The organism is Paenibacillus sp. FSL H8-0079 (assembly GCF_037991315.1).
GTDB lineage: Bacteria > Bacillota > Bacilli > Paenibacillales > Paenibacillaceae > Paenibacillus.
Map to the genome: position 1 here is coordinate 6391861 of NZ_CP150300.1, position 20742 is coordinate 6412602.

Below are 20742 nucleotides of genomic sequence, written 5' to 3' on the forward strand. Positions count from 1 at the left end.
ATTGATCCTGATTTGATATTATTGGAGGCTTATCATCACCATGCAGACCGATTCACAGACTAAAGTCAAAATTGTTAATGCCGATCCCAGCGCAATGGGATTATTTGGGTTGGCAATCGTAACCCTGGTCGCTTCTTCCCAGAAGCTTGGCATTACAGAAGGACTTAGCTACGCTATTCCTTGGGCGATCTTCCTGGGTGCATTCGCCCAGTTATTCGCATGCATTCAAGATTCCAAACGCAACAATACTTTTGGTACAACGGCTTTCGGCGCGTACGCATTCTTCTGGTTCGCTATGGCTGCCAACTGGATGATCAAAATGGGCGTATTCGGCTCCACGCTTGCTGAACAGGCCGATGGCAAGCAGCTCGGATTTGCTTTTGCCGGATACCTGGTGTTCACCTTGTTCATGACAATTGGTGCTATTGAAGCGAATAAAGTATTGCTTATCATCTTCATTCTGATCGACTTCCTGTTCCTTGGCTTGACCTTTGATGCTTTCGGCGTAGCTCCTCACATTTTCCACACCATTGCAGCATACGCTGAACTGGCGATCGGAATTGTGTCCCTGTATGGTACAGGCGCTTCGGTACTGAACGCTCACTTCGGCTATACGTTCTTGCCGATCGGCAAACCGTCCGGCATTTTCAAACCCAAGGCTTAATATACAGCAGTAAACCGCCCGCGCGCCGGTCCGCGCCTGGCGGTTTTTTTGCACTCTGACTTCAATGAACTACGAATCCGACCGAAACTTATACTAAGGGATGCTATATAAGTCAAACTAAACATTTACACGGAACGTAGAGGACAGAAATAACTTGAAGAAACGGAGTGGTCGCCTTTATCCCCGGATTATTTCTTTATAAAAAGGAATCATAAAAATCTGGGGATAACAGCGATCGGAGAGTTGTTCTGTCATCGGAGTGGCCAGTGTAAATAATCTTTAATTGAACTTATATAGATCAAAAATAGACCCTACAACACATGAAATGTCACAGCAGCCATACTGTAAGGAGGAAAAAGCATGAGAGAGATACCGAAACCTACGGAAATGGATCAGGTGGAGAAAAAGTACGTACGCGAAACGCGTTGTTTTAAGACGGCACGGGTATTCCCAACCGATGTCAACAATCATAACACTCTGTTCGGCGGCAAGCTGATGTCCTACATCGATGATATTGCATCCATCGCCGCTTCCAAGCTATGCCGGGTAAATACCGTAACAGCTTCAACCGACTCTGTCGATTTCCTGTACCCGATTAACCCGACGGATTCGGTGACACTTGAATCGTTCGCGTCCTGGACAGGACGAAGTTCCATGGAGATTTTTGTGAAGGTCATTCGTGAGGATCTGAAGACTGGAGAGAAGAAAATTGCGGCGACCGCATTTTTGACCTTTGTGGCCCTGGACGAAAATAACCGCAAACTGATTGTACCTCGCATTATCCCGGAGACCGAAGAAGAGAAGAAACTATACGAGACCGCTCCGGATCGGGCGGCCATGCGGAAACAACGGCGGGAAGAGAGCAAGAAATTCGCTGACTTCCTAACCGTTACTTATCCTTGGGAATAAGAATACGCTCAATCATCATAATGTTGCACAAAAGGTTATCTGGACGATGCCGGATAGATGGACACTGCTCTGCTATCCGGCAGTTCGCCACCCATGGAGACACACCATTGCTGATAGATGCGATACGCCGCACCACTCTCCAACAACCCCTGACAAGTGTATATGCCCTCTTCGATGGAATTGACACGGCCCGCTGCGTACAAGCGGAAACCTCCATTTAACAAGACCTGATTCACAAAAGCGATATGACCATCACCGCTTAACACACTTTCCGCCACTTCAAGCTGTTTCGCAGCCGTCCAGACCAGCTCCGGCACTGGCATATCTAGTTCGTAGGCTGCAGGATCAACCAGTTCCAGCTTCATATCGCCATCTTCCACGGCGTATACGCGGGTTGGCCGATCGATATACAGATCCTCAGACCCTTCCATCCCCTGTACCACATAAGCACGGCGATAGTTAAACCGAGTAAGCAGCTTCGCAATCCGATCGAGAAAGGTATTATGAAACACACCAAACACCAGATACGGTGAATGGTTATAATCAATGAGTTTCTCTGCCGTGTTAAACACCGTGCGGAAACCCAGCTCTTCCCGTAACGGACGAAGCTTGCGAAGAGGCTCGCACCATTCTTCGGAGGATACATACATGACACCCGAACGCAATGCAGCACCCCGGGCATCTTCCCGATCCATTTTACGTGTATCAATTCCCGCTTCCTTTAACAGAACCGACAGCGTAACTCCCCACTTGGGTGGTAAAGGATCACTCCCATGTAAAGTCACCGGCAACCCTGCCGCCGCGAGTACAAATGCAACCGGAAACGTAGCCATGAATGACTTTGTTCGTCCATCATAAGGACCGGCGCAGTCCAATCCATCCTGAAATACGGAGAACCGTTCCGCGCTGTTACGGCACGCATGAACAAAGGCTTCCAGTTCCTCGACGTTTTCCATTTTCATTCGTTCAGCCATTAGAAACGCAGCCGTCTGGGCAGGGGAAACCTCCTGTTTCAGGATTTTCTCTGCAACCGTCAGTGCCTCTGTATAATTCAGATCACGCGAGCCTCGTTTCCCACGCCCGACCTCTCGGAGTATCTGAGACATATCCATGGAGAACCCTCCTTCCAATTAAGACTGGAGCAGTTGATGTGCCTTCACAATCGCTGTGGCTACATCGACCATCCGTTTGCGTTCATCCATCGCTTTCTTGCGTAACAGGTCATAGGCTTCAGCCTCGGAGATCTGCTTCAGATCACTCAGGATCGCCTTCGCCATATCAATCCACTTCCGATCTTCCAGCCTGGATTGCAGCTGCTTCCGTTCCTGCTCCCACTGCTTGCGTTCCATGTAGCGCCGGGCTGCAAAGTGAAGGCTCCAGTGGATCTCCGGTCCAGTCATCGATGGTGTGAGTATTCCATCAATTGAGGTTTCAATCTCGCATGATTCTGCGGAAGAAGAGGCCGTATCTGGCGCGCACCACCAAAGCAGCGGGGAATCCGACTTCCCCTTTCCCAGGCAGTTCACCCAGTATTCCACATCAGCCAGCGACAGGTGCAAGATGGACGCTTCCGCCTCACGAGCCAGCTTCAGCGCTTCCGTTTCACTGCCTGCCACCTGTACATGGTACCCGTTTGCTCCCAGCAGCCTCTCCGGTGTCAGAGGGATTGCATCAGATGAGGCAGGTATCGTTGGTTGTACACGGATGACCAATAAAGATCGCATGATGAATCAATCCCTCCCTATTACGTATAGTCAGAGTCCATAACATTTAAGGCGTTAATACATGAAAGCAATAAATGTGTTATATTACCTAACAAAAAGCAGATGGTAACAATTCTGCGTCTTGATTTTAAAATTCGAATCATCTTTTCACGCCTCATCATCCTGCAATAAAAAAGGGCAAAGCACCGTACATGGCACCTTTTCTACAATGTTTATCGTATCCGGTATGCCAACTTCATCTAAATCCTTCATTCTATGAAGATATACTCGTAAAACTTCGTCGTCCATTCGATATTCCAATAAACTCATGTAAACATAATTAACTTTAAATTTCAAATACTTTTTTATGTTAACTATCTTGACATGGATAGATGGATCTTTTATAGTTAAGCCATAACAACTCCATATTTGAATCGATCACAGTTACAACGGCGTAGCTGGTTGAAACGGCAATGAAGCCTGTTTTGCAATCTCGGAGCAAGGGATGCGTATGTATATGCGCAGTCCTCCGAGGCATAACAGGCTTTTTCGATTTTAGAGACAAGGTTTCGAGGCAGTTTGCAGAATGGACCTAAGGGGGCTAATCATAATGAGTACAACGAAAAAACTGGTGCTGGTCGGTAATGGCATGGCGGGAATCCGCACAATTGAACATATCCTTAAGCTTGCTCCGCATGCTTATGAAATTACAGTCTTCGGCGCAGAGCCGCATCCCAACTACAACCGTATCATGCTATCCTCTGTATTGGCTGGCGGAACAACGATCGAAGATATTGTAATCAACGAGTGGAGCTGGTACGAAGATAACGGCATTCGGGTATACCCGGGTGATCCGGTCGTTCAGATCGATGCCGAGCGCAAGGAAGTTGTATCTCAGAATGGTGTACGTGCATCCTATGATGAGCTGATCATGGCAACAGGTTCACAGGCGTTCATCCTCCCACTTCCCGGCGCTAACAAGGAAGGCGTTATTGGCTTCCGTGATATTAAAGATTGCGAGACCATGATGGAAGCATCGCAAAAGTATCGTAAAGCTGCCGTCATTGGAGGCGGATTACTAGGACTGGAAGCAGCGCGGGGGCTGCTCAATCTGGGTATGGATGTCACTGTCATTCATATTAACGGCCATCTCATGGACCGGAACCTGGATCTCCCGGCAGGCCTGATGCTCCAGCGGGAGCTTGAAGAGCAGGGCATGAAGTTCCTTTTGAACAAACATACCGAAGAAATCACGGGGAAACAGCGCGTAAAAGCCATTCGTTTTACTGATCAAACGGTACTTGAAGCGGATCTGGTTGTCATGGCTGTCGGGATTCGTCCTCAGATTGAACTGGCTCGTAATACCGGCCTCGACGTGAATCGGGGTGTCATTGTAGATGATTATATGCACACCAGCATTCCTAGTATCTCTGCCGTCGGCGAATGTGCAGAACACCGTGGTATTGCCTACGGACTGGTTGCTCCATTATATGAACAAGGTATGGTGCTCGCGAAACGTCTGGCTGGCGCGGCAACTGAAGGATATGAAGGTTCGGTCACTTCTACCAAGCTGAAAGTATCCGGTGTCGACGTATTCTCTGCTGGACAATTCAAAGACGCTGCAGACACTCGCAGCATTCGTATTCAGGATGATGTTGATGGTGTGTACAAAAAGATGGTGATCAAAGACGGACAGCTGATTGGAGCTGTATTGTTCGGAGATACCACAGACGGCGCTTCTCTATTTTCCCTCATTAAGAGTGGTGAGAACATCAGCGGTCGGGAGAAAGAAATTTTGCTCGGCGTGCCTTCCGGTGGTTCAGGCTCAGGTCCATCTGTCGCAGAACGCATGGCAAGTATGCCAGATGACGAGATCGTCTGTGGTTGTAACGGTGTTACCAAATCTTCCATTGGAGATGCTGTACTGAATAAAGGCTGTAATACGCTCGGTGCAATCAAGTCCTGCACCAAAGCTTCCGCTTCTTGCGGTGGGTGCAAACCTATTATCGAAAACCTGCTTACGTATTACGCAGGTGATAATGTAGGCGAACAGACCAAAGAAGGCATCTGTGGCTGCACATCCTATGATCGGGATGAGATTGTTGCACAGATCAAGGAAATGGGACTGAAAAACGTTAAAGAAGTCATGAATGTTCTCGGGTGGAATGAACCGGAAGGCTGCTCCAAGTGTCGTCCTTCCCTCAATTATTATCTCGGCATGATCTGGCCGGCTGAATACACAGACGAGCGTGTATCCAAATTCACCAATGAACGTTATCACGCCAACATCCAGAAGGACGGTACCTATTCCGTTATCCCACGGATCTATGGTGGTGTCACTTCCCCGGCGGAATTGATCAAGATTGCAACTGTCGCAGAGAAATACGATGTGCCGTTGGTGAAATTCACGGGTGGACAACGACTCGATCTGCTCGGTGTTCAAAAGGAGAACCTGCCGAAGATCTGGGAGGAACTCGATATGCCTTCCGGTTTTGGTTATGGCAAGGCGCTTCGTACGGTGAAGACTTGTGTAGGTAATACGTTCTGCCGATTCGGCACACAGGATTCCATTGAGATGGGTATTCGACTGGAGAAAAAACTCGACAAAATGGTTGCTCCCGCCAAAGTGAAACTCGCTGTATCTGGATGTCCGCGGAACTGTGCTGAAGCGACCATCAAGGATCTGGGTGTTGTCGCAATCGATGGTGCTTGGGAGATTCATGTTGGCGGTAACGCTGGAGTCAAGGTTCGTGCAGCTGAGTTGCTCTGTACGGTGAAGACCGATGCGGAAGTGGAAGAGTGGACTTACTCTTACCTGCAATACTATAGAGAGAACGCAAAATGGAATGAGAGAACGGCGGCTTGGATTGAACGGGTAGGTCTGGATCATGTGAAAGAAGCATTGGCCGATCGGGATGTACGTCTCGCTCTGGTCGAACGTCTGGAAGTTACACTGGGTCACACGGTTGATCCTTGGAAAGAAATCATTGAAGACGAGAAATTGCGTAAAAACTTCACCCCACTGTCCGGTGCCGAGCCGGTAACTCACTAGAAGAGGAGGAACAGCGATGAACAAATTCCGGATTGGACACGTTGCGGATATTGATGAAAAGGGAGCACGGACCTTCCTGATACAGGATACCGAAATTGCAGTCTTCAAGCTGAGCGACGGAAGTCTGCACGCCGTCGAGAATCGCTGCCCTCACAAGGGCGGCAAGTTGTCGGAAGGCATGGTATGCGGGACAGCCGTTCATTGTCCTTTGCATGATTGGAAGATTGATCTGCGTAACGGTAAGGTACACGAGCCGGATGAAGGCTGCTTGAATACCTACAAAACCGAAGTGGATGGCAACAGCGGAGAAATTTACATCACGATTGCGGGTTAAATGTTAGAGATACCCTGACATCAAGGAGGCGTGCGCTATGGATTTTGTTAAACCTGCAGAAGTGCTGCAATCGATGGTCGAAGCTGGTGAGAGCAAAGCCAGAATGAACCGGGTACAGATGCTGATCCGCGGTTTTCTGGCAGGGGCTATTCTCGCCTTTGCAACCACACTGGCATATACCGCTGTATCTCAAACTTCCGTTGGTTTGGCAGGTGCACTGATATTCCCGGCGGGATTCGTCATTATTATTCTGCTGGGTCTTGAATTGGTGACAGGAAACTTTGCGATGCTTCCACTCGCAGTGATGAAACGAAAAATAACACTGCTGGATATGTTCCGGAATTATTTCTGGGTGATCACAGGTCATCTAATCGGATGTGCATTCTACGCTCTGTTATACGGACTAACCATTACGAAGATGGGTACGGATATGAGCAACCCTCTGATTCAAACGCTGATCCAGACCAGTGAAGCCAAAACATTGGGTTATCAGCATTTGGGTGGAGCAGGAATTGTTCTCGTGATCATCAAGGCCATTCTATGTAACTGGATGGTCACACTCGGGGCAGTGATGGCGATGACGTCCACTTCTACACTGGGTAAAATCGTAGCGATGTGGCTACCCATTACCATATTTTTCGCTCAGGGATTTGAGCACGCTGTGGTAAATATGTTTGTCATCCCGGCAGGTATGATGCTAGGTGCACAGGTCAGTATGGCTGACTGGTGGCTGTGGAATCAGATTCCGGTATTGCTAGGCAATCTCATAGGCGGAGCCGTATTTACTGGTCTCGGTCTGTATGCCGCACACCACTGGGGAAATCCGGTGAAGATATCTACCAAACTGGCAACCATTCAGGGTGGTCGTTCAGGATTGGCAAGTTCCGATGCTGCACCGAAACTGGGGACACGATCATGAGCCGGGGCCAGGTTAGTATTGTCGGCGCTGGTCCTGGAGATCCCGATCTGATTACGGTAAAAGCCCTGAAGCGTATTCAGTCCGCAGATGTCATCATGTATGATCGGCTTGTGAATGATCAATTGCTCGCCGAAGCTCGCGAAGGAGCACTCCGCATCTACTGCGGCAAGGCTCCAGGCCTTCACTCCATGAGTCAGGAGATGATTGGACGGATGCTTGCTGCGCATGCAGCGGAAGGCAAACAAGTTGTAAGACTAAAGGGTGGCGATCCGTTCATCTTTGGCCGTGGTGGTGAAGAAGCACTTGTGCTGGCGGAAGCGGGGATTGCATTCGAGATCATTCCTGGCATCACTTCAGCTGTGGGAACATCCGCTTCCTCCCTTATTCCGTTAACTCATCGTGGGATTGCTTCATCCTTCGCATGTGTCACTGGAACCGGTAGCGACGGAAGTGTATCTTCGGTCCGCTGGGACCTGCTCGCTCATAGTGTGGATACACTGGTCATCTACATGGGCATTAGCCAACTGCCTCAGATTCAACATGAATTGCTTCACCATGGCAAAAGTGGACACACACCTGCGGCTTTAATTGAACGGGGAACCACTTCGGAGGAACGGATTATTACCGGCACACTTGCCGAACTGCACTCCCTCGCCCTGTCACATCAAGTGAATAATCCAGCATTAATTATGGTCGGAGAGTCGGTCCTGGTCCGCGAACAACTGCTTCAGATGCAACAAGCCGCGAACACCTCCATGACCGGATAATCCGGTACTCTAATCCAACAGCATACGCTCATGAATAGTCCGGCCCTTCTGCCCTGGTTCAATCAGCAGACGGGTCGGTTTGATGTTAATCAGTGCCGTAAGCTGTTCCCCCATATAATGTGCAGAATACTTGAACCCAATCTCCGCCCAATGCATAATCACACCCACCGTAGCAGATACCAGATAACTTAACATGATGTCGTAATTAATGGTTTGCTCACTATCTTCGGTCACCAATACAAAATCTTCGGTTAGATACGTTCTAAACATATTGCATAGTCGGGAACCCATATCTGAATGCATCGTGATTAATGCACGGAAAATATCCTGATGCGCCTCAATATATTCAAATACAGGCATCGTGGAGGGCAGTAATGCAGTCATATCCACTTCTTTGAGATGTGTGTACGGTTCTGCATAAGCTTGTCCCACCCCCTGCATGAAATCATCCAGAATGAACTGCAATAACTCCGGTTTGCCGGGAAAATGTAAATAGAAGGTTCCCCGGTTGTAATCCGCCCGTTCCGTAATATCTCGAATGGTTAAAGCGTCTGCCCCCTTCTCCAATATCAAAGAAACCGCCGCAGCGATGATGGCATCCTGCGTTCTTCGTGCTCTCCGGTCCTGAGGATGTTCAATGATCAACATTTTCGCCTCCTTTGTTCATTATTGTAAACTAAATGAACACCGCTTACATCTCTGTCCGATAGCTGACATATGCGCTGTCAATGATTATTGTCACACGGCTATGTATATCTTAACATTGAGACAGGAACGATAGATGACAGGTTCAAACTTTTTTTTGAGAAATACCTGTCAATAATGAATAAGGAGCGGATAGTTCATGAGTACATCTTATACACATACAGCCATTATTACAGGAGCAGCCGGAGGCATTGGTAAAGAATTGGCACGTCGCCTGGCTGAGCGCAAAATCAATCTGGTTCTAGTCGACCTGAATGAAGAAGCCATCCAACAGACAATTACCGATCTGAACCTCGACAAAGAGCACGTCATCGCCGTAAAAGCGAACGTATCCCAAGAAGCAGACGTGAAAAACTATGTGCAAAAAGCACTGGATGCGTTTGGCCGAATCGATTACTTTGCAAACAATGCAGGGATTGAAGGTCCAACAGGACTGATTGAAGACCTGAGTGTTGAAGCACTGGATATGGTCTATAACGTCAACATTCGCGGCGTATTCCTGGGTCTGCAGAACGTCATTCCAGTTATGAAAAAACAAAAATCCGGTGCGATTCTCAATACCTCTTCCCTCGCGGGTCTGATGGGTGCACCTGCTGTATCTCCATATATTATGTCCAAACATGCCGTGGTTGGTCTCACTCGTACCGCTGCGAATGAACTCGCACCTTACAATATCCGGGTAAACGCTGTATTGCCAGGCACAATCAACACACGTATGATGCGTCAGATTGAGGCGAATTCCGGTAACGTGGAAGATTATCAATCGGCAACGGTGTCCAGCATTCCAATGGGCCGTTACGGCGAACCGGAAGAAGTCGCTGCCGTGATGAACTTCCTGTTGTCCGAAGAAGCATCCTATGTAACAGCTTCCCTCTACACCGTAGATGGCGGTATGGTGGGTCAATAAGAAGCTGTAAACGGTAGGATTGATAGGGATTGGGTCGATAGAACTTCAAGTCCATCCTTAGAAAAGTTATACCGACAGGTGTTCCCGAAGGAATGCCTGGTCGCTACAATCTAAAAAAGGCCTCAACACCACAGTATTGTGGAGTTGAGGTCTTTTTGACAGTACAACACTTGACATGCATAAGGCTGCATCTGTGAGATTTAACTTTTGAAACGCCATTTAACGCCTCGTTGCACCTTGTGATCACTCTAACGAACCTAGGGCACTTTATTTCGGTCAAAAGCGCTTATTTTCCGAACTAATGAATCTCAGACACGCTAATTCCGCAGAAATGCTGCAATTGCACCGAAAAGTCCTAATTATCCAGCAAATAACGCTTCTCAGATTCGTTACATTTCCAAACAAGCGAGAAATACCTGAATAGCGCGTATCAGGTTCGTTAGATTTTGCCCGGACTACAGAGATACTTGGTTGCCGGACTGAACAACCATCGAACACCGATAACCATGCAACTCATGCCGCCGATCATCGATACGAAGCTCATTAAACCTCACGCTACAGTCCAAGCTCCAAATCCACACTCACCTTAATCGACGTATCCCGCGTGACCCTTGTCCATCAAATAGTCCATCTCAGCATCCAGAATACTTTCCACCGTCAACTCATCCAGCTTCACATCTTTACGACTAAGGATGTAGTCCGCCAGATCATCGCCATCAATATCCACATCATTGCCTTTGGCATTTTCATGCGCCTTGTTGATGTACGCTTGCTCATGCTTCAGCACAAGAGCGATGTTCGCCTGACTTGCCTTCGTTTTATCTGCAATATACTGCATCATTTCTTGTTCATTAATTGCGTTTGCTTCTGCCACGTTCAGTTCATCTCCTTGATTCATACATACTGTTGCCATTGTAGCATAGGTTAACCCATTACAGGCAGAACTTATGCCTGACGAACGATTATAGAGCGGTAGCGAAGGTTAGTGTTGAGCCAGCGTATCACTCCAACCCTACGACAACCGCACGTAAAATGTAGCACCCTCTCCGACCACGCTTCGAGCATACACCTCTCCTTTGTGCTGATCCACGATGGAACGAGCAATCGCGAGACCCAGACCATGCCCACCATGTTTGCGGGCTCTTGAAGAATCGGTACGATAGAATCGATCGAAGATCCGATCCAGATGTTCCGGCGCAATGCCGTCACCTGTATTGGACACCGCCAACATAACATCATTATTCTGTCTCTGGAGCGTAACGTTTACGGACCCTTTAGGACCGGAGTACTTCACAGCATTATCCAGCAGAATCAGAATGACCTGTTTGATCTGCTCACTGTTCCCATGAACCGTAAGATTCGGCTCAATGTTGTAGTCGAGGGAAATGTTTTTCTCAAAAATAACGGCTTCCATCGGCAAAATAATACTCTCCACCGCATCGCTCATATTGAACTTCGCATGAATCATCGTGGAGCGCGAGTCATCCATCTGAGTCAGATAGAGCAGATCATTCGTTAGTCCGGTCATACGCTCGGTTTCCGACTTGATATAGTGAAGCCACTTCGCCTGGTTTGCTATGGTATCCTCCTGATTCGCAAGCAGTACGTCAGCATTGGTATTGATGATCGCCAGAGGTGTCTTCAGCTCATGAGAAGCGTCTCCGATAAATTGCTTTTGTTTCTCAAATGCTTCTCTAACCGGTGCAATAGAGCGATTCGCAAAATAACGGCTCAAGAAGTAGATCACAATCAGCATCACCAGTCCGACAACTGCAAAGGTATAGATCAGATTCGTAAGAATACCTTGTTGTGCCGTCACATCAATGAATACGATCATATGCCCATCACCGCTCGGATCAACCACATAGGCCCAGTCCGTTCCATCCAATGCAAATTGCCCCGTCTGCCGTTCCGAATCACCAACTTTATTCTGGTCAACCTTTTGCAACGCCTCGGTGTAGAACGTATCTTCCATATCAAATCGGGAATGCGTATCCGTAATCTTCCACTGGTCATCCGTCTTGATCATAAACGAAACGGAACGTGCCGGAGGTGAGTTGGGGTCCCCTCCCGGTCCTCCATTATCACCACCCATAGCATCGGAGGGCAGCGACTCTGAACCTGTACTTGAACCTGTACCAGAGCCTGTCCCCATCCCCCCATCTTCACCACGTGGCATCTTGGATGAATTATAAGGACTATGGTAGAAATCAGATACCTTGTACAGCTCCATACTCGTCTCACGTTGCACATTCTGGTACGTAATCGTATAGATCGTCGCAAATGCCACCAGCATCATGATGGAGATGGACACCAGATTCACGATCAGGAATCGATTTCGGAGTTTCTTGAACATCAGGACGTCACCTCAAGTACATACCCCACACCCCGAATTGTGTTAATGCGGACGGCAGCGTTCAGGAAGGTTAATTTTTTGCGTAAAAAAGAGATATATACTTCCACATTGTTATACTCCACTTCCGAATCAAATCCCCATAACTTCTCAATAATCTGCTCTTTGGAGGTAATCGCCTGTTTGCGGGCAATCAACAGCTCCAGCAGTTCATTCTCCTTCAGATTCAGCTTGATCTCCTTACCCTGAACGCTTAGCTTCAACTGGGTTGTATTCAGCTCAATGTCGCCGAACTTCAGACCCTCCTCGGGAACCACTTCACCCTTCCGTCGTAAGGCTGCTCGAATCCGTGCCAGCAATTCCTCCGTGGCGAAGGGCTTGGCGATATAATCATCGGCGCCATAATCGAGGCCTGTGACTTTGTCCGATAGTTCGCCTTTCGCAGTGAGCAGAATAACAGGCGTATGATTGCCTTCACTGCGAAGTTTCTTCAGGACGGTGATCCCGTCCATCTCCGGCATCATGATGTCGAGTAGTAACAGGTCGTAGATGCCGCTCTGCGCATAATCCAATCCTGATCTGCCGTCGTGGACCATGTCCACGGAGTAGTTGTTTTTTTTCAAAATCTGCGATACAGCCTCTGCCAAATGAACCTCATCTTCCGCAATTAATATTCTCATGCTCTATTCATTCCTCTGCTTGAATTATTCGTCTTCATTAAACTCTTTATGATATCACCTATTCTACCAATTAAACCTTGAATCAATCTTAATTCATTTTGTGCATGCGAACTATTATAGGAAGGTAAAAAAATGTTAACGCAATGTAAAACCATTTAAGATTCATTCAAGGTTGGCGCTCTAAGATACAGACATGGAAGCAATACACGATGCAACAAAACATACAACCCACAGACGAAAGGACTGAGTCCCACATGGCTATTGAAGTATTCAACCGATATGAGAGCAAGTACCTTCTGACAGATGAGCAGTACGCACACTTCTACAATGACCTGCTGAAATACATGGAGCTGGATGCCTACAACAAGAAACATGAGTACTACTCCATCAGTAACTTGTACTTCGACACTCCGCAAGATTCACTGATTCGTGCCAGTCTCTCCAAACCGAAATACAAGGAGAAGCTGAGACTGCGTGCTTATGGAATACCTGAAGAGAATGCCAAAGTGTATCTGGAGATCAAAAAGAAAGTCTTCGGCCTGGTGAACAAGCGCAGAACAGCTTTGAAGCTGGATGAAGCTTACGAATTCGTCCGTTCGGGACAGGCGCCGGAACTCGCTGATTACATGAACAAACAAGTTGTCGAAGAGATCAAATATTTCCTTCGGGTATACGATCTGGAACCGAAAGTGTATCTGGCGTATGAGCGCAAAGCGCTCTTCGACAAGAACAGCCGAGATCTCCGCATTACCTTTGACACCAACATTCGCAGCCGCAGATACGATCTGAAGCTGGAACAGGGAGATTACGGTGAACCGCTGGTAAAGGACGGTCGATGGCTGATGGAAGTGAAAGCCGAGAAAACCGTTCCGCTGTGGCTGTCGCAACTGCTTTGTGAGCATGGTCTCTACCGCACCGGATTCTCCAAATACGGCAACGAGTACAGACACCTAGCTAGAACAACCAACCTAAATTACCAGACAGAGCGCATTCTTGTACCAGGTACCGATTTTAACCCATCCACAGAACAAGATAAAACGATTATAGAAAGAGAGCGTGTCCTATATGCTTGATTCACTATTCAGTTCAGCCTTAACCGATACCAACCTAACGTTTAACAACGCCGTCATCACCATTGGTCTTGCCATCATTCTGGGATTGGTCATCAGCCTTACCTACATGAAGACTAACCAAAGCACATACTCCCAGAGCTTCACCTTAACGATGGTTGTCCTGCCCGTCATTGTTGCCATCATCATCCTGCTCATCGGTAGCAACATCGCACGAGCTTTCAGCTTGGCAGGTGCCTTCTCAATCATCCGATTCCGAAGTGCCCCTGGTGATCCAAAAGACATTGCTTACGTATTGTTCACGATGGCTTCCGGTCTTGCCTGCGGTGTAGGCGCTTTTGGATACGCGGTTCTGTTCACCATTATCCTGTGTGTACTGATGTTTGTCCTGAGTCGCTTCAACTTCGGCGGCAAGAAAAGTCAGCTGAAAACGCTGAAAGTCACCATTCCCGAAAACTTGAGTTATGAAGAAGCTCTTAATGAAGTGTTCCATAAATTCAACGTACCTTTTGATCTAAAAAAAATCAGAACCACTGAACTCGGCAGTCTGTATGAGCTGGTCTACAGTGTAACCATTCACGAAAGTGTTAGCCAAAAGGAATTCCTCGATGCGATCCGTACCCGGAACGGCAACCTGGATATCTCGTTAACCATGAGTCCAACAACGGAATATTAATTATTAATTCGAAGGGAACGATCTAATATGAAGAAGAACATGATAACAGGTAGCAAACTTTGGTCCATCGCCATGATTACCAGCCTACTCGCAGCATGCAGTTCACCAGCAACCACAAGCACAACGGCCAATGCCGCAACGTCAACGACAGGAACAACCAAAACAGTATCCGTCAGCGAGCAAACTTCTGTAAAATACGCGGATCTGGTCTCTCTGGATGCTGACGATACCAATATTAGCTGGAGTGAGGCAGATTCCACAGCGATTAAGCTGAACGGAACAACTGCAACGGTAACCGGTTCGGGCGCCAAAGCAGCGAATGGTTCGGTAACCATCTCTGAAGCAGGTACTTATGTACTTAGCGGTGAGCTAACGGATGGACAGATCGTGGTTAACGTTGCCGATAAGGGTACCGTACATCTCGTATTAAACGGAGCAACAATTCATGATAACGACAGCGCCGCAATCTACATTCAGAAGGCTGGTAAAGCGGTGATTACGCTCGAAAAAGGAACCAAGAATACTGTTTCCGATGGTAAAACATATGTGTACGCCGATGCGACGACAGACGAGCCCGATGCTGCAATCTTCAGCAAAGCGGATCTTACATTCAACGGTGCAGGTCAATTGACCGTCACAGGTAACTATAATGAAGGTATTACGAGCAAGGATGATCTGAAAATCATTAGTGGTAGCATCAGCGTCAAAGCAGCCGATGACGGGATCAAAGGTAAGGATATGGTCGCCATTCAAGCGGGCACCATTACCATTGAAGCCGAAGGCGACGGTATTAAATCAACCAATGACACAGATACCACTAAAGGTTACGTTGCTATCGCAGGAGGTACCTTCGATATCCAAAGTGGTAACGACGGTATTCAAGCCGAAACCGCACTCGTTACGGATGGCGGCACATACAATATTGTAACGGGCGGCGGTAGCGCCAATGCACCAGCCAAAGTAGAGGAAGGTCCATTTGGCGGCGGTGGTGGCGGTGGATGGGGTGGCGGCACACCTCCAACCGATATGGGCACACCACCGGATGGCGAACCTCCTGCAGATATGCCGGAGATGCCTAATAACAGCGGTACAAATACAGGTGCTAATACAAACGGCGCAGCAGCATCCAACTCTGCCAACACAACAACAACAACAACAACAGATAACAATGCTGATGCGGACACAGCAACAACAGCAACAGAGTCCACAAGTGCCAAAGCACTCAAAGCAGGTACAGATCTTACGGTTAATGGCGGTACGTATACCATTGATTCCATGGATGATTCCCTGCACAGCAACAATAACGTGATAGTTAACGACGGAACATTCAACATCGAATCCGGTGATGATGGCATACATGCCGATCAGGGCCTGACGATTAACGGCGGAACCATCACGATTGCGAAGAGCTATGAAGGACTTGAAGGTGCAATCATAACCCTGAACGATGGGGATGTGGATGTAACGGCATCCGATGATGGCGTAAACGCTGCAGGTGGCGAGACGGAAACAGCTGCGAATACAGCGGCAAGCACAGATAGCGCTACTACAGCAACCGATGCAGCCACGACATCCAACATCTCTGTAACCGAAACGACAGGCACAACATCGACTACCGATCAGGCATCCCAAGGTACGGCTACTACTCAGCAAGGACGTGGATCGGGCGGTATGGGTGGTGCAGCAGCAAGCAATAACGAGTTCCACATTAACGGCGGCACACTCACGGTGAACGCAGGTGGTGACGGACTGGATTCCAATGGTTCCATTAACATGACTGGCGGAACGGTTATTGTGAACGGACCGACGGATAGCGGCAACGGAGCATTGGATTATGACGGTACATTTGAGATCAGCGGTGGATACCTCGTGGCTGCCGGAAGCTCTGGCATGGCACAAGGAACATCCGATGCGTCTACGCAAAATACCATTGTGATGACATTCCCTGCAACGCAAAAAGCCGGAACACTTGTACATGTACAAGACAGCGAAGGCAACAACATTCTGACATTCGCTCCGGCAAAAGATTATCAAACCGTGGTTGTCAGCTCCCCGGATCTTGCGAAAGATGGTTCATACGTGATCTACTCCGGTGGTACGTCTACAGGTAAAGCCGTGGATGGACTCTACACAGACGGTACCTATAGTGGCGGCACTCAAGTGGTTGCATTCCAATCGACTAGTAATGTGACTTGGGTGAATGAATCCGGTGTAACTACAGCCAATACAGGTATGGGCGGTCCTGGTGGCGGCGGTGGACAAGGCGGATTCGGAGGCGGCAGAAACAGATCGCAATCCGGTACAACCACGGACACAACAGGCACTACCGATTCTGCAAAGTAATACGTGCGGTAAGCAATAATCAAGCAATCTCTTGCCCCAACTCAAAGGCGAGACAAAAAGGCCCCGATTCACTTCATAGTGAGTTCGGGGCCTTTTTCGTATCCTCATGCTTACGTGGTATCTGCATTACTATGATATGGAGCACACTCTTTGATCCATTAACGTTATGGTAGAAGGTTTACAGCACTCCAGCTGAGCAAAAAACTGGTGATTACTTTCCTGTTCTTTTCTTTAAAAGGAATACACATACACCTTGGTACGCAGGGCATCCCGGCAAGTAATGGTGCGTAGCGGTTCTTTTCCTGGCAGGGCAAAACAGACACTAATTACCTTGGCACCTGGCGGAAGCTCTCGACTGAACTTGTCCAGAAGCCGGGTCATGGCTCCCGGGAACAGATAACAGATCACACAATCCGCATGTTCGTAGGAACTGGTGTAGATATCCCCGCGCATGAAGCGCAGCCTGCCCTTGAGAGAGTGTTTGTTTCCCTTGGCTCGACGTAAGCGAACACTGAGATAGGCAATTAGTTGGGAAGACCATAAGGGAATGATAGAATTCTCAATCCCGGTCAGCCTTTTACCAGGGCAATGCCTTACAACATCCATTCCCAATGTACCCCATCCGGAGCCGGCTTCGAGCACATCTCCGTACCCTGGAATGCGGTTTACCTCCTGAATGACCACCTGTCTGACGCGGCTGGATGTGGGCATCGGGGAGATTCCGTTTTTCCAACTGACAAGTACGATGGATATGACACATATCAATGTCACCACAGCAATCAGCCATGGAATTAGATGAACGATGAACATAGCATCATCCCTTTGTTATCACTCATTCATTCGGGCACATGAGACTTCATGTATACCCCTTTTTTGTACACAGACTTAATCGTAAAATGTACACCCAGCTTGCGATTCGTCCGATAGATTAGCGAGTTAATCTCGTCGATCCCTACCGCTTCACTCTCCAGCATACTACGCTCCGGCCACACCTGAGCCACAATCTGTTCCCTTGTCACAAAGTGGTCCAGTTGACTGTACAGCAGCTTGAACAGCTGATACTCCTTCTTGGATAGCGGAATCTCCACTTCACCGATCTGCACCGTTTGCAGGTGATCCTGTAAACGTACGCCCTCACCCAGCAGATCCGACACACGATATTCCCTCGTCTCTCCAAGGTCACCTTCCGTGCGAAGCTGGATCAGGCCATTGACCAACGTCAGGCTGTCTCCCTCGCCAAACGGATATTTCTCATAGGGAACGAGGCGCTGCCCGTTCAGTTCGGTTCCATTTTTGCTATCCAGATCCTCGATCCATAGCTGTTGCTGTACATCATAATGAATGCGGCAATGCCGCTTCGATATCATCTGATTATAGACAGACAAGTCCAATTCACTACCGCCCGTATAACGTCCCACCGTAATGGAGCGACCCTGGCTTACATAAGCGAATGAGCCGTCACTTTCCTGTCCTGGCGTACGAATGACGATTTTTGCCGTCTCCCGCATGTTATTCTCCCACCTTCAATGATCACTCACTCGATCTCTATAAACATTTCATAACAATAATGATAAGATCATCAGATTTGTTCCATTGTTTGCACCGCTATAGTTCAATATAGTGGTATACAAGAACGATTTATGTTTGGTTCTACTCACTCTACTATACCAGACGTTGTGCTTTTTTTCTCATGACGGCCGGATGTCTACTTTAGCTCATTCAACAAGAAAGGTACCTTCTAATGAACAAAAAAAACATTTTCATATACGTATTGCTCGCCTTTGCCCTGTCCATGACATTAACCGTGCTCTCCCGTATGAACGATGATGGCGGAGAATCACTGAAAGGCACATCGGCTGCCGAAACCTCATGGTTACAAATGAAGATCCAACCCTAAGTCTACTCTATTATAACGTGATCTACGCGCAAAACGTTTCACGAATGTCATAATAGGCTATGGCATCGAATCCAAATTAAAACAGATCAATAAGGCCCCAGATTGCTTCTCACAGCAGCCCGGAGCCTTATTTTGGATTGTAAAACAATACCGAAAGTATAGATGATTGCATGACTTCAATCATAAACTGCCCGGCACGCAGATGGATTTCAGCCATTTCTGCTGGTGACATTTCTTAGTTTTGTGATTTCGGTTTCCTCTCCACCTTTCAACCCAACAATTCTCCATTTAATCACGGTGTTAACGGGTAGAGTACAGACTACTTGCAAGTAGATTTCTGTTAGGTGCTTCTGGATTATCGAGGAACGCCTTTTATGGAAGATTATATAACATAAATTTAACTTAAATTATAAATAATGTTAATCATATGTCATTCATGGTTTCATTTTCTTTGATATAATTTCTGCTAGGTCTACGAAAGGAGATCATAGGTGAAAAAAGAGATTGGTGTATTGATGTTGTTATGTATCGTTTTTCTTTCAGGATGTGGTGGATCAGGTAAGCCCGCATCGGTTATGCAAGGTTCGGGTGAGTCCCCGAGTAAACAAGTAACAACACAGCAAAATAATGAGTATTGTTCTGTAGAACGTACGAGTTTGGATAGTGAAACTGAAAAATATTTCTATGGAACTTGGAACGTTGAGAAGCTTTTAGGATTTGCAAATTCATATAATGATGCCTCAGAATATCCAACAGGTCAAAAATTTATTGGTGATGAAATAATCATCAAAAAAGACTTATTTTCATCAAAAGGAATTAAAAACTACAGTAAATATCAAACTGAACTAAGAAACCCATTATATGAGTTTACAGCGACATGCAATAATTCAGATTCTTTTTATAGATTATATAAATTAGATATTCCAAACTTAAATAAAAATGATGCCGTAAAAGCAATAGGTGTAAGTAACCCTTCTACAAAAATTAGTATACCTGTAAGTTTAAGTTTTTTTGTTGTTAATAACGAGAAGCTTATCTTGTTATCAGAGGCAACTATCTTTGAGCTTAAGAAAATCTCGGATAAAATGAATTAAGGTTATGTAATTAGTTTCGTGCTAATATCCCGGAGAGATTCCCTATAATTGATTCTGAAAATTCCTATAAATATAATTTTCAAACAAGAAAGGGCTTTTGGACAGCTCCAGTTTTTTTGAGGAGGCTATGTAAATGTTAATTAAAGTATTTAAGGAATGGTCGGACCAAAATAATGGTCGAATTAAAATACTTGCTCCTACTGGGAAAATGACTGCTATGAATAAATTCAAACCAGGTGCATCCGAAGATAAAATTAAAGAGCTTTCGGAGTATTTTTCTACTCCATTACCTCCAGATTACATAAGCTTTTTACAATTATGTAATGGAGCGTCCTTGTTTGAAGACCCTGAATATGGCGGGGAGAGCTTCTTATATTCAGCCCAAGATGTTATACATTACAATGAAGCATCAGATAATAAGATTGTGGTCGCCAATATTCTTGATGATCGAATCCTAATTGATTTAGAGCTTTGGAGTTCAGGTGATGAGCAATATCTGTTGCTTTGTGAGAGTTTATATTCTGTTGAACATACAGGATCTTTTCACAGTAACTTTGAGACATGGTTAGAACGTTTTATAATCTCTCAGGGCGAGAAGTTCTGGTATTGGAAAACAAAGCGTAGTTTTGAAGAATAACAGATAGGATCAGTAGTCTGACCCGTAATTAT

21 protein-coding genes are annotated in these 20742 nt (G+C 46.9%); 13 read left to right on the forward strand and 8 right to left on the reverse strand.

Going from position 1 to position 20742, the window contains the following annotated elements:
• Positions 1-40: 40 nt before the first annotated feature.
• On the forward strand, positions 41-664 hold the full coding sequence (locus tag MHI06_RS28465; RefSeq protein ID WP_017691635.1) for a GPR1/FUN34/YaaH family transporter: 624 nt from the start codon (positions 41-43) through the stop codon (positions 662-664).
• 396 nt (positions 665-1060) lie between these two features.
• Positions 1061-1573, forward strand: a complete 513-nt coding sequence (locus MHI06_RS28470) for an acyl-CoA thioesterase (protein ID WP_026081401.1) — start codon at positions 1061-1063, stop codon at positions 1571-1573.
• 35 nt (positions 1574-1608) lie between these two features.
• Here the strand turns inward: MHI06_RS28470 and MHI06_RS28475 are convergent, their stop codons facing one another.
• Positions 1609-2685 carry an anthranilate phosphoribosyltransferase gene (locus MHI06_RS28475; protein WP_340399853.1) on the reverse strand — a complete coding sequence of 359 codons (1077 nt, stop codon included), beginning with the start codon at positions 2683-2685 and terminating at the stop codon, positions 1609-1611.
• Between the two features lie 18 nt (positions 2686-2703).
• The gene (locus MHI06_RS28480) at positions 2704-3297 is read right to left on the reverse strand and encodes an ANTAR domain-containing protein (protein ID WP_340399854.1); all 594 of its coding nucleotides are present in this window, start codon (positions 3295-3297) and stop codon (positions 2704-2706) included.
• Positions 3298-3886: 589 nt separating this feature from the next.
• On the opposite strand from MHI06_RS28480, the gene nirB reads away from it, so the two are divergent.
• Genes nirB through cobA form a run of 4 tightly spaced genes read left to right on the forward strand, consistent with a single transcriptional unit; the run spans position 3887 to position 8348 of the window.
• Positions 3887-6328, forward strand: coding sequence for a nitrite reductase large subunit NirB (gene nirB / locus MHI06_RS28485; RefSeq protein ID WP_340399855.1), 2442 nt, complete (start codon positions 3887-3889; stop codon positions 6326-6328).
• Between the two features lie 16 nt (positions 6329-6344).
• On the forward strand, positions 6345-6662 hold the full coding sequence (gene nirD / locus MHI06_RS28490; RefSeq protein ID WP_169479993.1) for a nitrite reductase small subunit NirD: 318 nt from the start codon (positions 6345-6347) through the stop codon (positions 6660-6662).
• Positions 6663-6699: 37 nt separating this feature from the next.
• Positions 6700-7581: a formate/nitrite transporter family protein gene (locus MHI06_RS28495; RefSeq protein ID WP_340399856.1), complete on the forward strand. Its 882-nt coding sequence runs from the start codon at positions 6700-6702 to the stop codon at positions 7579-7581.
• Complete coding sequence (gene cobA / locus MHI06_RS28500) at positions 7578-8348, forward strand: uroporphyrinogen-III C-methyltransferase (protein ID WP_340399857.1); 771 nt, start codon at positions 7578-7580, stop codon at positions 8346-8348. Before MHI06_RS28495 ends, cobA begins: the two co-directional genes overlap by 4 nt.
• 9 nt (positions 8349-8357) lie before the next feature.
• On the opposite strand, the gene MHI06_RS28505 is transcribed toward cobA, so the two are convergent.
• The gene (locus tag MHI06_RS28505) at positions 8358-8996 is read right to left on the reverse strand and encodes a TetR/AcrR family transcriptional regulator (protein ID WP_340399858.1); all 639 of its coding nucleotides are present in this window, start codon (positions 8994-8996) and stop codon (positions 8358-8360) included.
• Positions 8997-9192: 196 nt separating this feature from the next.
• On the opposite strand from MHI06_RS28505, the gene MHI06_RS28510 reads away from it, so the two are divergent.
• Positions 9193-9960 (forward strand): SDR family oxidoreductase, encoded by a 768-nt coding sequence (locus tag MHI06_RS28510; RefSeq protein WP_340399859.1) that lies wholly within the window; start codon positions 9193-9195, stop codon positions 9958-9960.
• A 586-nt stretch (positions 9961-10546) separates the two neighbouring features.
• Here the strand turns inward: MHI06_RS28510 and MHI06_RS28515 are convergent.
• The 3 genes from MHI06_RS28515 to MHI06_RS28525 all read right to left on the reverse strand — a co-directional run bounded on the left by MHI06_RS28515 (position 10547) and on the right by MHI06_RS28525 (position 12993).
• Positions 10547-10801 (reverse strand): hypothetical protein, encoded by a 255-nt coding sequence (locus tag MHI06_RS28515; protein WP_124116914.1) that lies wholly within the window; start codon positions 10799-10801, stop codon positions 10547-10549.
• A 171-nt stretch (positions 10802-10972) separates the two neighbouring features.
• Positions 10973-12316, reverse strand: coding sequence for a HAMP domain-containing sensor histidine kinase (locus tag MHI06_RS28520; RefSeq protein ID WP_340399860.1), 1344 nt, complete (start codon positions 12314-12316; stop codon positions 10973-10975).
• A complete protein-coding gene (locus MHI06_RS28525; RefSeq protein WP_169479999.1) occupies positions 12316-12993 on the reverse strand; it encodes a response regulator transcription factor in 678 nt (225 codons plus the stop codon). The genes MHI06_RS28520 and MHI06_RS28525 overlap by 1 nt, the downstream gene beginning before the upstream one ends.
• 254 nt (positions 12994-13247) lie before the next feature.
• On the opposite strand from MHI06_RS28525, the gene MHI06_RS28530 reads away from it, so the two are divergent.
• From MHI06_RS28530 to MHI06_RS28540, 3 genes are read left to right on the forward strand one after another with little or no spacing between them, the layout of a single operon-like run.
• A complete protein-coding gene (locus MHI06_RS28530) occupies positions 13248-14066 on the forward strand; it encodes a polyphosphate polymerase domain-containing protein (protein ID WP_340399861.1) in 819 nt (272 codons plus the stop codon).
• Positions 14059-14739 (forward strand): DUF4956 domain-containing protein, encoded by a 681-nt coding sequence (locus tag MHI06_RS28535; protein ID WP_062836702.1) that lies wholly within the window; start codon positions 14059-14061, stop codon positions 14737-14739. Before MHI06_RS28530 ends, MHI06_RS28535 begins: the two co-directional genes overlap by 8 nt.
• 27 nt (positions 14740-14766) lie before the next feature.
• Complete coding sequence (locus tag MHI06_RS28540; RefSeq protein ID WP_340399862.1) at positions 14767-17082, forward strand: carbohydrate-binding domain-containing protein; 2316 nt, start codon at positions 14767-14769, stop codon at positions 17080-17082.
• A 231-nt stretch (positions 17083-17313) separates the two neighbouring features.
• On the opposite strand, the gene MHI06_RS28545 is transcribed toward MHI06_RS28540, so the two are convergent.
• Both MHI06_RS28545 and MHI06_RS28550 read right to left on the reverse strand, forming a co-directional pair.
• Positions 17314-17892 carry a class I SAM-dependent methyltransferase gene (locus tag MHI06_RS28545; RefSeq protein WP_169480001.1) on the reverse strand — a complete coding sequence of 193 codons (579 nt, stop codon included), beginning with the start codon at positions 17890-17892 and terminating at the stop codon, positions 17314-17316.
• Between the two features lie 26 nt (positions 17893-17918).
• Positions 17919-18590, reverse strand: a complete 672-nt coding sequence (locus tag MHI06_RS28550; protein WP_169480002.1) for an FHA domain-containing protein — start codon at positions 18588-18590, stop codon at positions 17919-17921.
• Positions 18591-18823: 233 nt separating this feature from the next.
• On the opposite strand from MHI06_RS28550, the gene MHI06_RS28555 reads away from it, so the two are divergent.
• The 3 genes from MHI06_RS28555 to MHI06_RS28565 all read left to right on the forward strand — a co-directional run bounded on the left by MHI06_RS28555 (position 18824) and on the right by MHI06_RS28565 (position 20710).
• Complete coding sequence (locus MHI06_RS28555) at positions 18824-18979, forward strand: hypothetical protein (protein ID WP_017691624.1); 156 nt, start codon at positions 18824-18826, stop codon at positions 18977-18979.
• Between the two features lie 491 nt (positions 18980-19470).
• Positions 19471-20073 carry a hypothetical protein gene (locus tag MHI06_RS28560; RefSeq protein WP_169480003.1) on the forward strand — a complete coding sequence of 201 codons (603 nt, stop codon included), beginning with the start codon at positions 19471-19473 and terminating at the stop codon, positions 20071-20073.
• Positions 20074-20206: 133 nt separating this feature from the next.
• A complete protein-coding gene (locus MHI06_RS28565) occupies positions 20207-20710 on the forward strand; it encodes an SMI1/KNR4 family protein (protein ID WP_340399863.1) in 504 nt (167 codons plus the stop codon).
• Positions 20711-20742 lie beyond the last annotated feature (32 nt).

Excerpts from the sequence above, each read along its gene's own strand:
- MHI06_RS28465 (WP_017691635.1), top strand. The coding sequence starts at position 41 with ATGCAGACCGATTCACAGACTAAAGTCAAAATTGTTAATGCCGATCCC.
- MHI06_RS28475 (WP_340399853.1), bottom strand. The coding sequence starts at position 2,685 with ATGGATATGTCTCAGATACTCCGAGAGGTCGGGCGTGGGAAACGAGGC.
- MHI06_RS28480 (WP_340399854.1), bottom strand. The coding sequence starts at position 3,297 with ATGCGATCTTTATTGGTCATCCGTGTACAACCAACGATACCTGCCTCA.
- nirB (WP_340399855.1), top strand. The coding sequence starts at position 3,887 with ATGAGTACAACGAAAAAACTGGTGCTGGTCGGTAATGGCATGGCGGGA.
- nirD (WP_169479993.1), top strand. The coding sequence starts at position 6,345 with ATGAACAAATTCCGGATTGGACACGTTGCGGATATTGATGAAAAGGGA.
- MHI06_RS28495 (WP_340399856.1), top strand. The coding sequence starts at position 6,700 with ATGGATTTTGTTAAACCTGCAGAAGTGCTGCAATCGATGGTCGAAGCT.
- cobA (WP_340399857.1), top strand. The coding sequence starts at position 7,578 with ATGAGCCGGGGCCAGGTTAGTATTGTCGGCGCTGGTCCTGGAGATCCC.
- MHI06_RS28505 (WP_340399858.1), bottom strand. The coding sequence starts at position 8,996 with ATGTTGATCATTGAACATCCTCAGGACCGGAGAGCACGAAGAACGCAG.
- MHI06_RS28510 (WP_340399859.1), top strand. The coding sequence starts at position 9,193 with ATGAGTACATCTTATACACATACAGCCATTATTACAGGAGCAGCCGGA.
- MHI06_RS28515 (WP_124116914.1), bottom strand. The coding sequence starts at position 10,801 with ATGATGCAGTATATTGCAGATAAAACGAAGGCAAGTCAGGCGAACATC.
- MHI06_RS28520 (WP_340399860.1), bottom strand. The coding sequence starts at position 12,316 with ATGTTCAAGAAACTCCGAAATCGATTCCTGATCGTGAATCTGGTGTCC.
- MHI06_RS28525 (WP_169479999.1), bottom strand. The coding sequence starts at position 12,993 with ATGAGAATATTAATTGCGGAAGATGAGGTTCATTTGGCAGAGGCTGTA.
- MHI06_RS28530 (WP_340399861.1), top strand. The coding sequence starts at position 13,248 with ATGGCTATTGAAGTATTCAACCGATATGAGAGCAAGTACCTTCTGACA.
- MHI06_RS28535 (WP_062836702.1), top strand. The coding sequence starts at position 14,059 with ATGCTTGATTCACTATTCAGTTCAGCCTTAACCGATACCAACCTAACG.
- MHI06_RS28540 (WP_340399862.1), top strand. The coding sequence starts at position 14,767 with ATGAAGAAGAACATGATAACAGGTAGCAAACTTTGGTCCATCGCCATG.
- MHI06_RS28545 (WP_169480001.1), bottom strand. The coding sequence starts at position 17,892 with ATGTTCATCGTTCATCTAATTCCATGGCTGATTGCTGTGGTGACATTG.
- MHI06_RS28550 (WP_169480002.1), bottom strand. The coding sequence starts at position 18,590 with ATGCGGGAGACGGCAAAAATCGTCATTCGTACGCCAGGACAGGAAAGT.
- MHI06_RS28555 (WP_017691624.1), top strand. The coding sequence starts at position 18,824 with ATGAACAAAAAAAACATTTTCATATACGTATTGCTCGCCTTTGCCCTG.
- MHI06_RS28565 (WP_340399863.1), top strand. The coding sequence starts at position 20,207 with ATGTTAATTAAAGTATTTAAGGAATGGTCGGACCAAAATAATGGTCGA.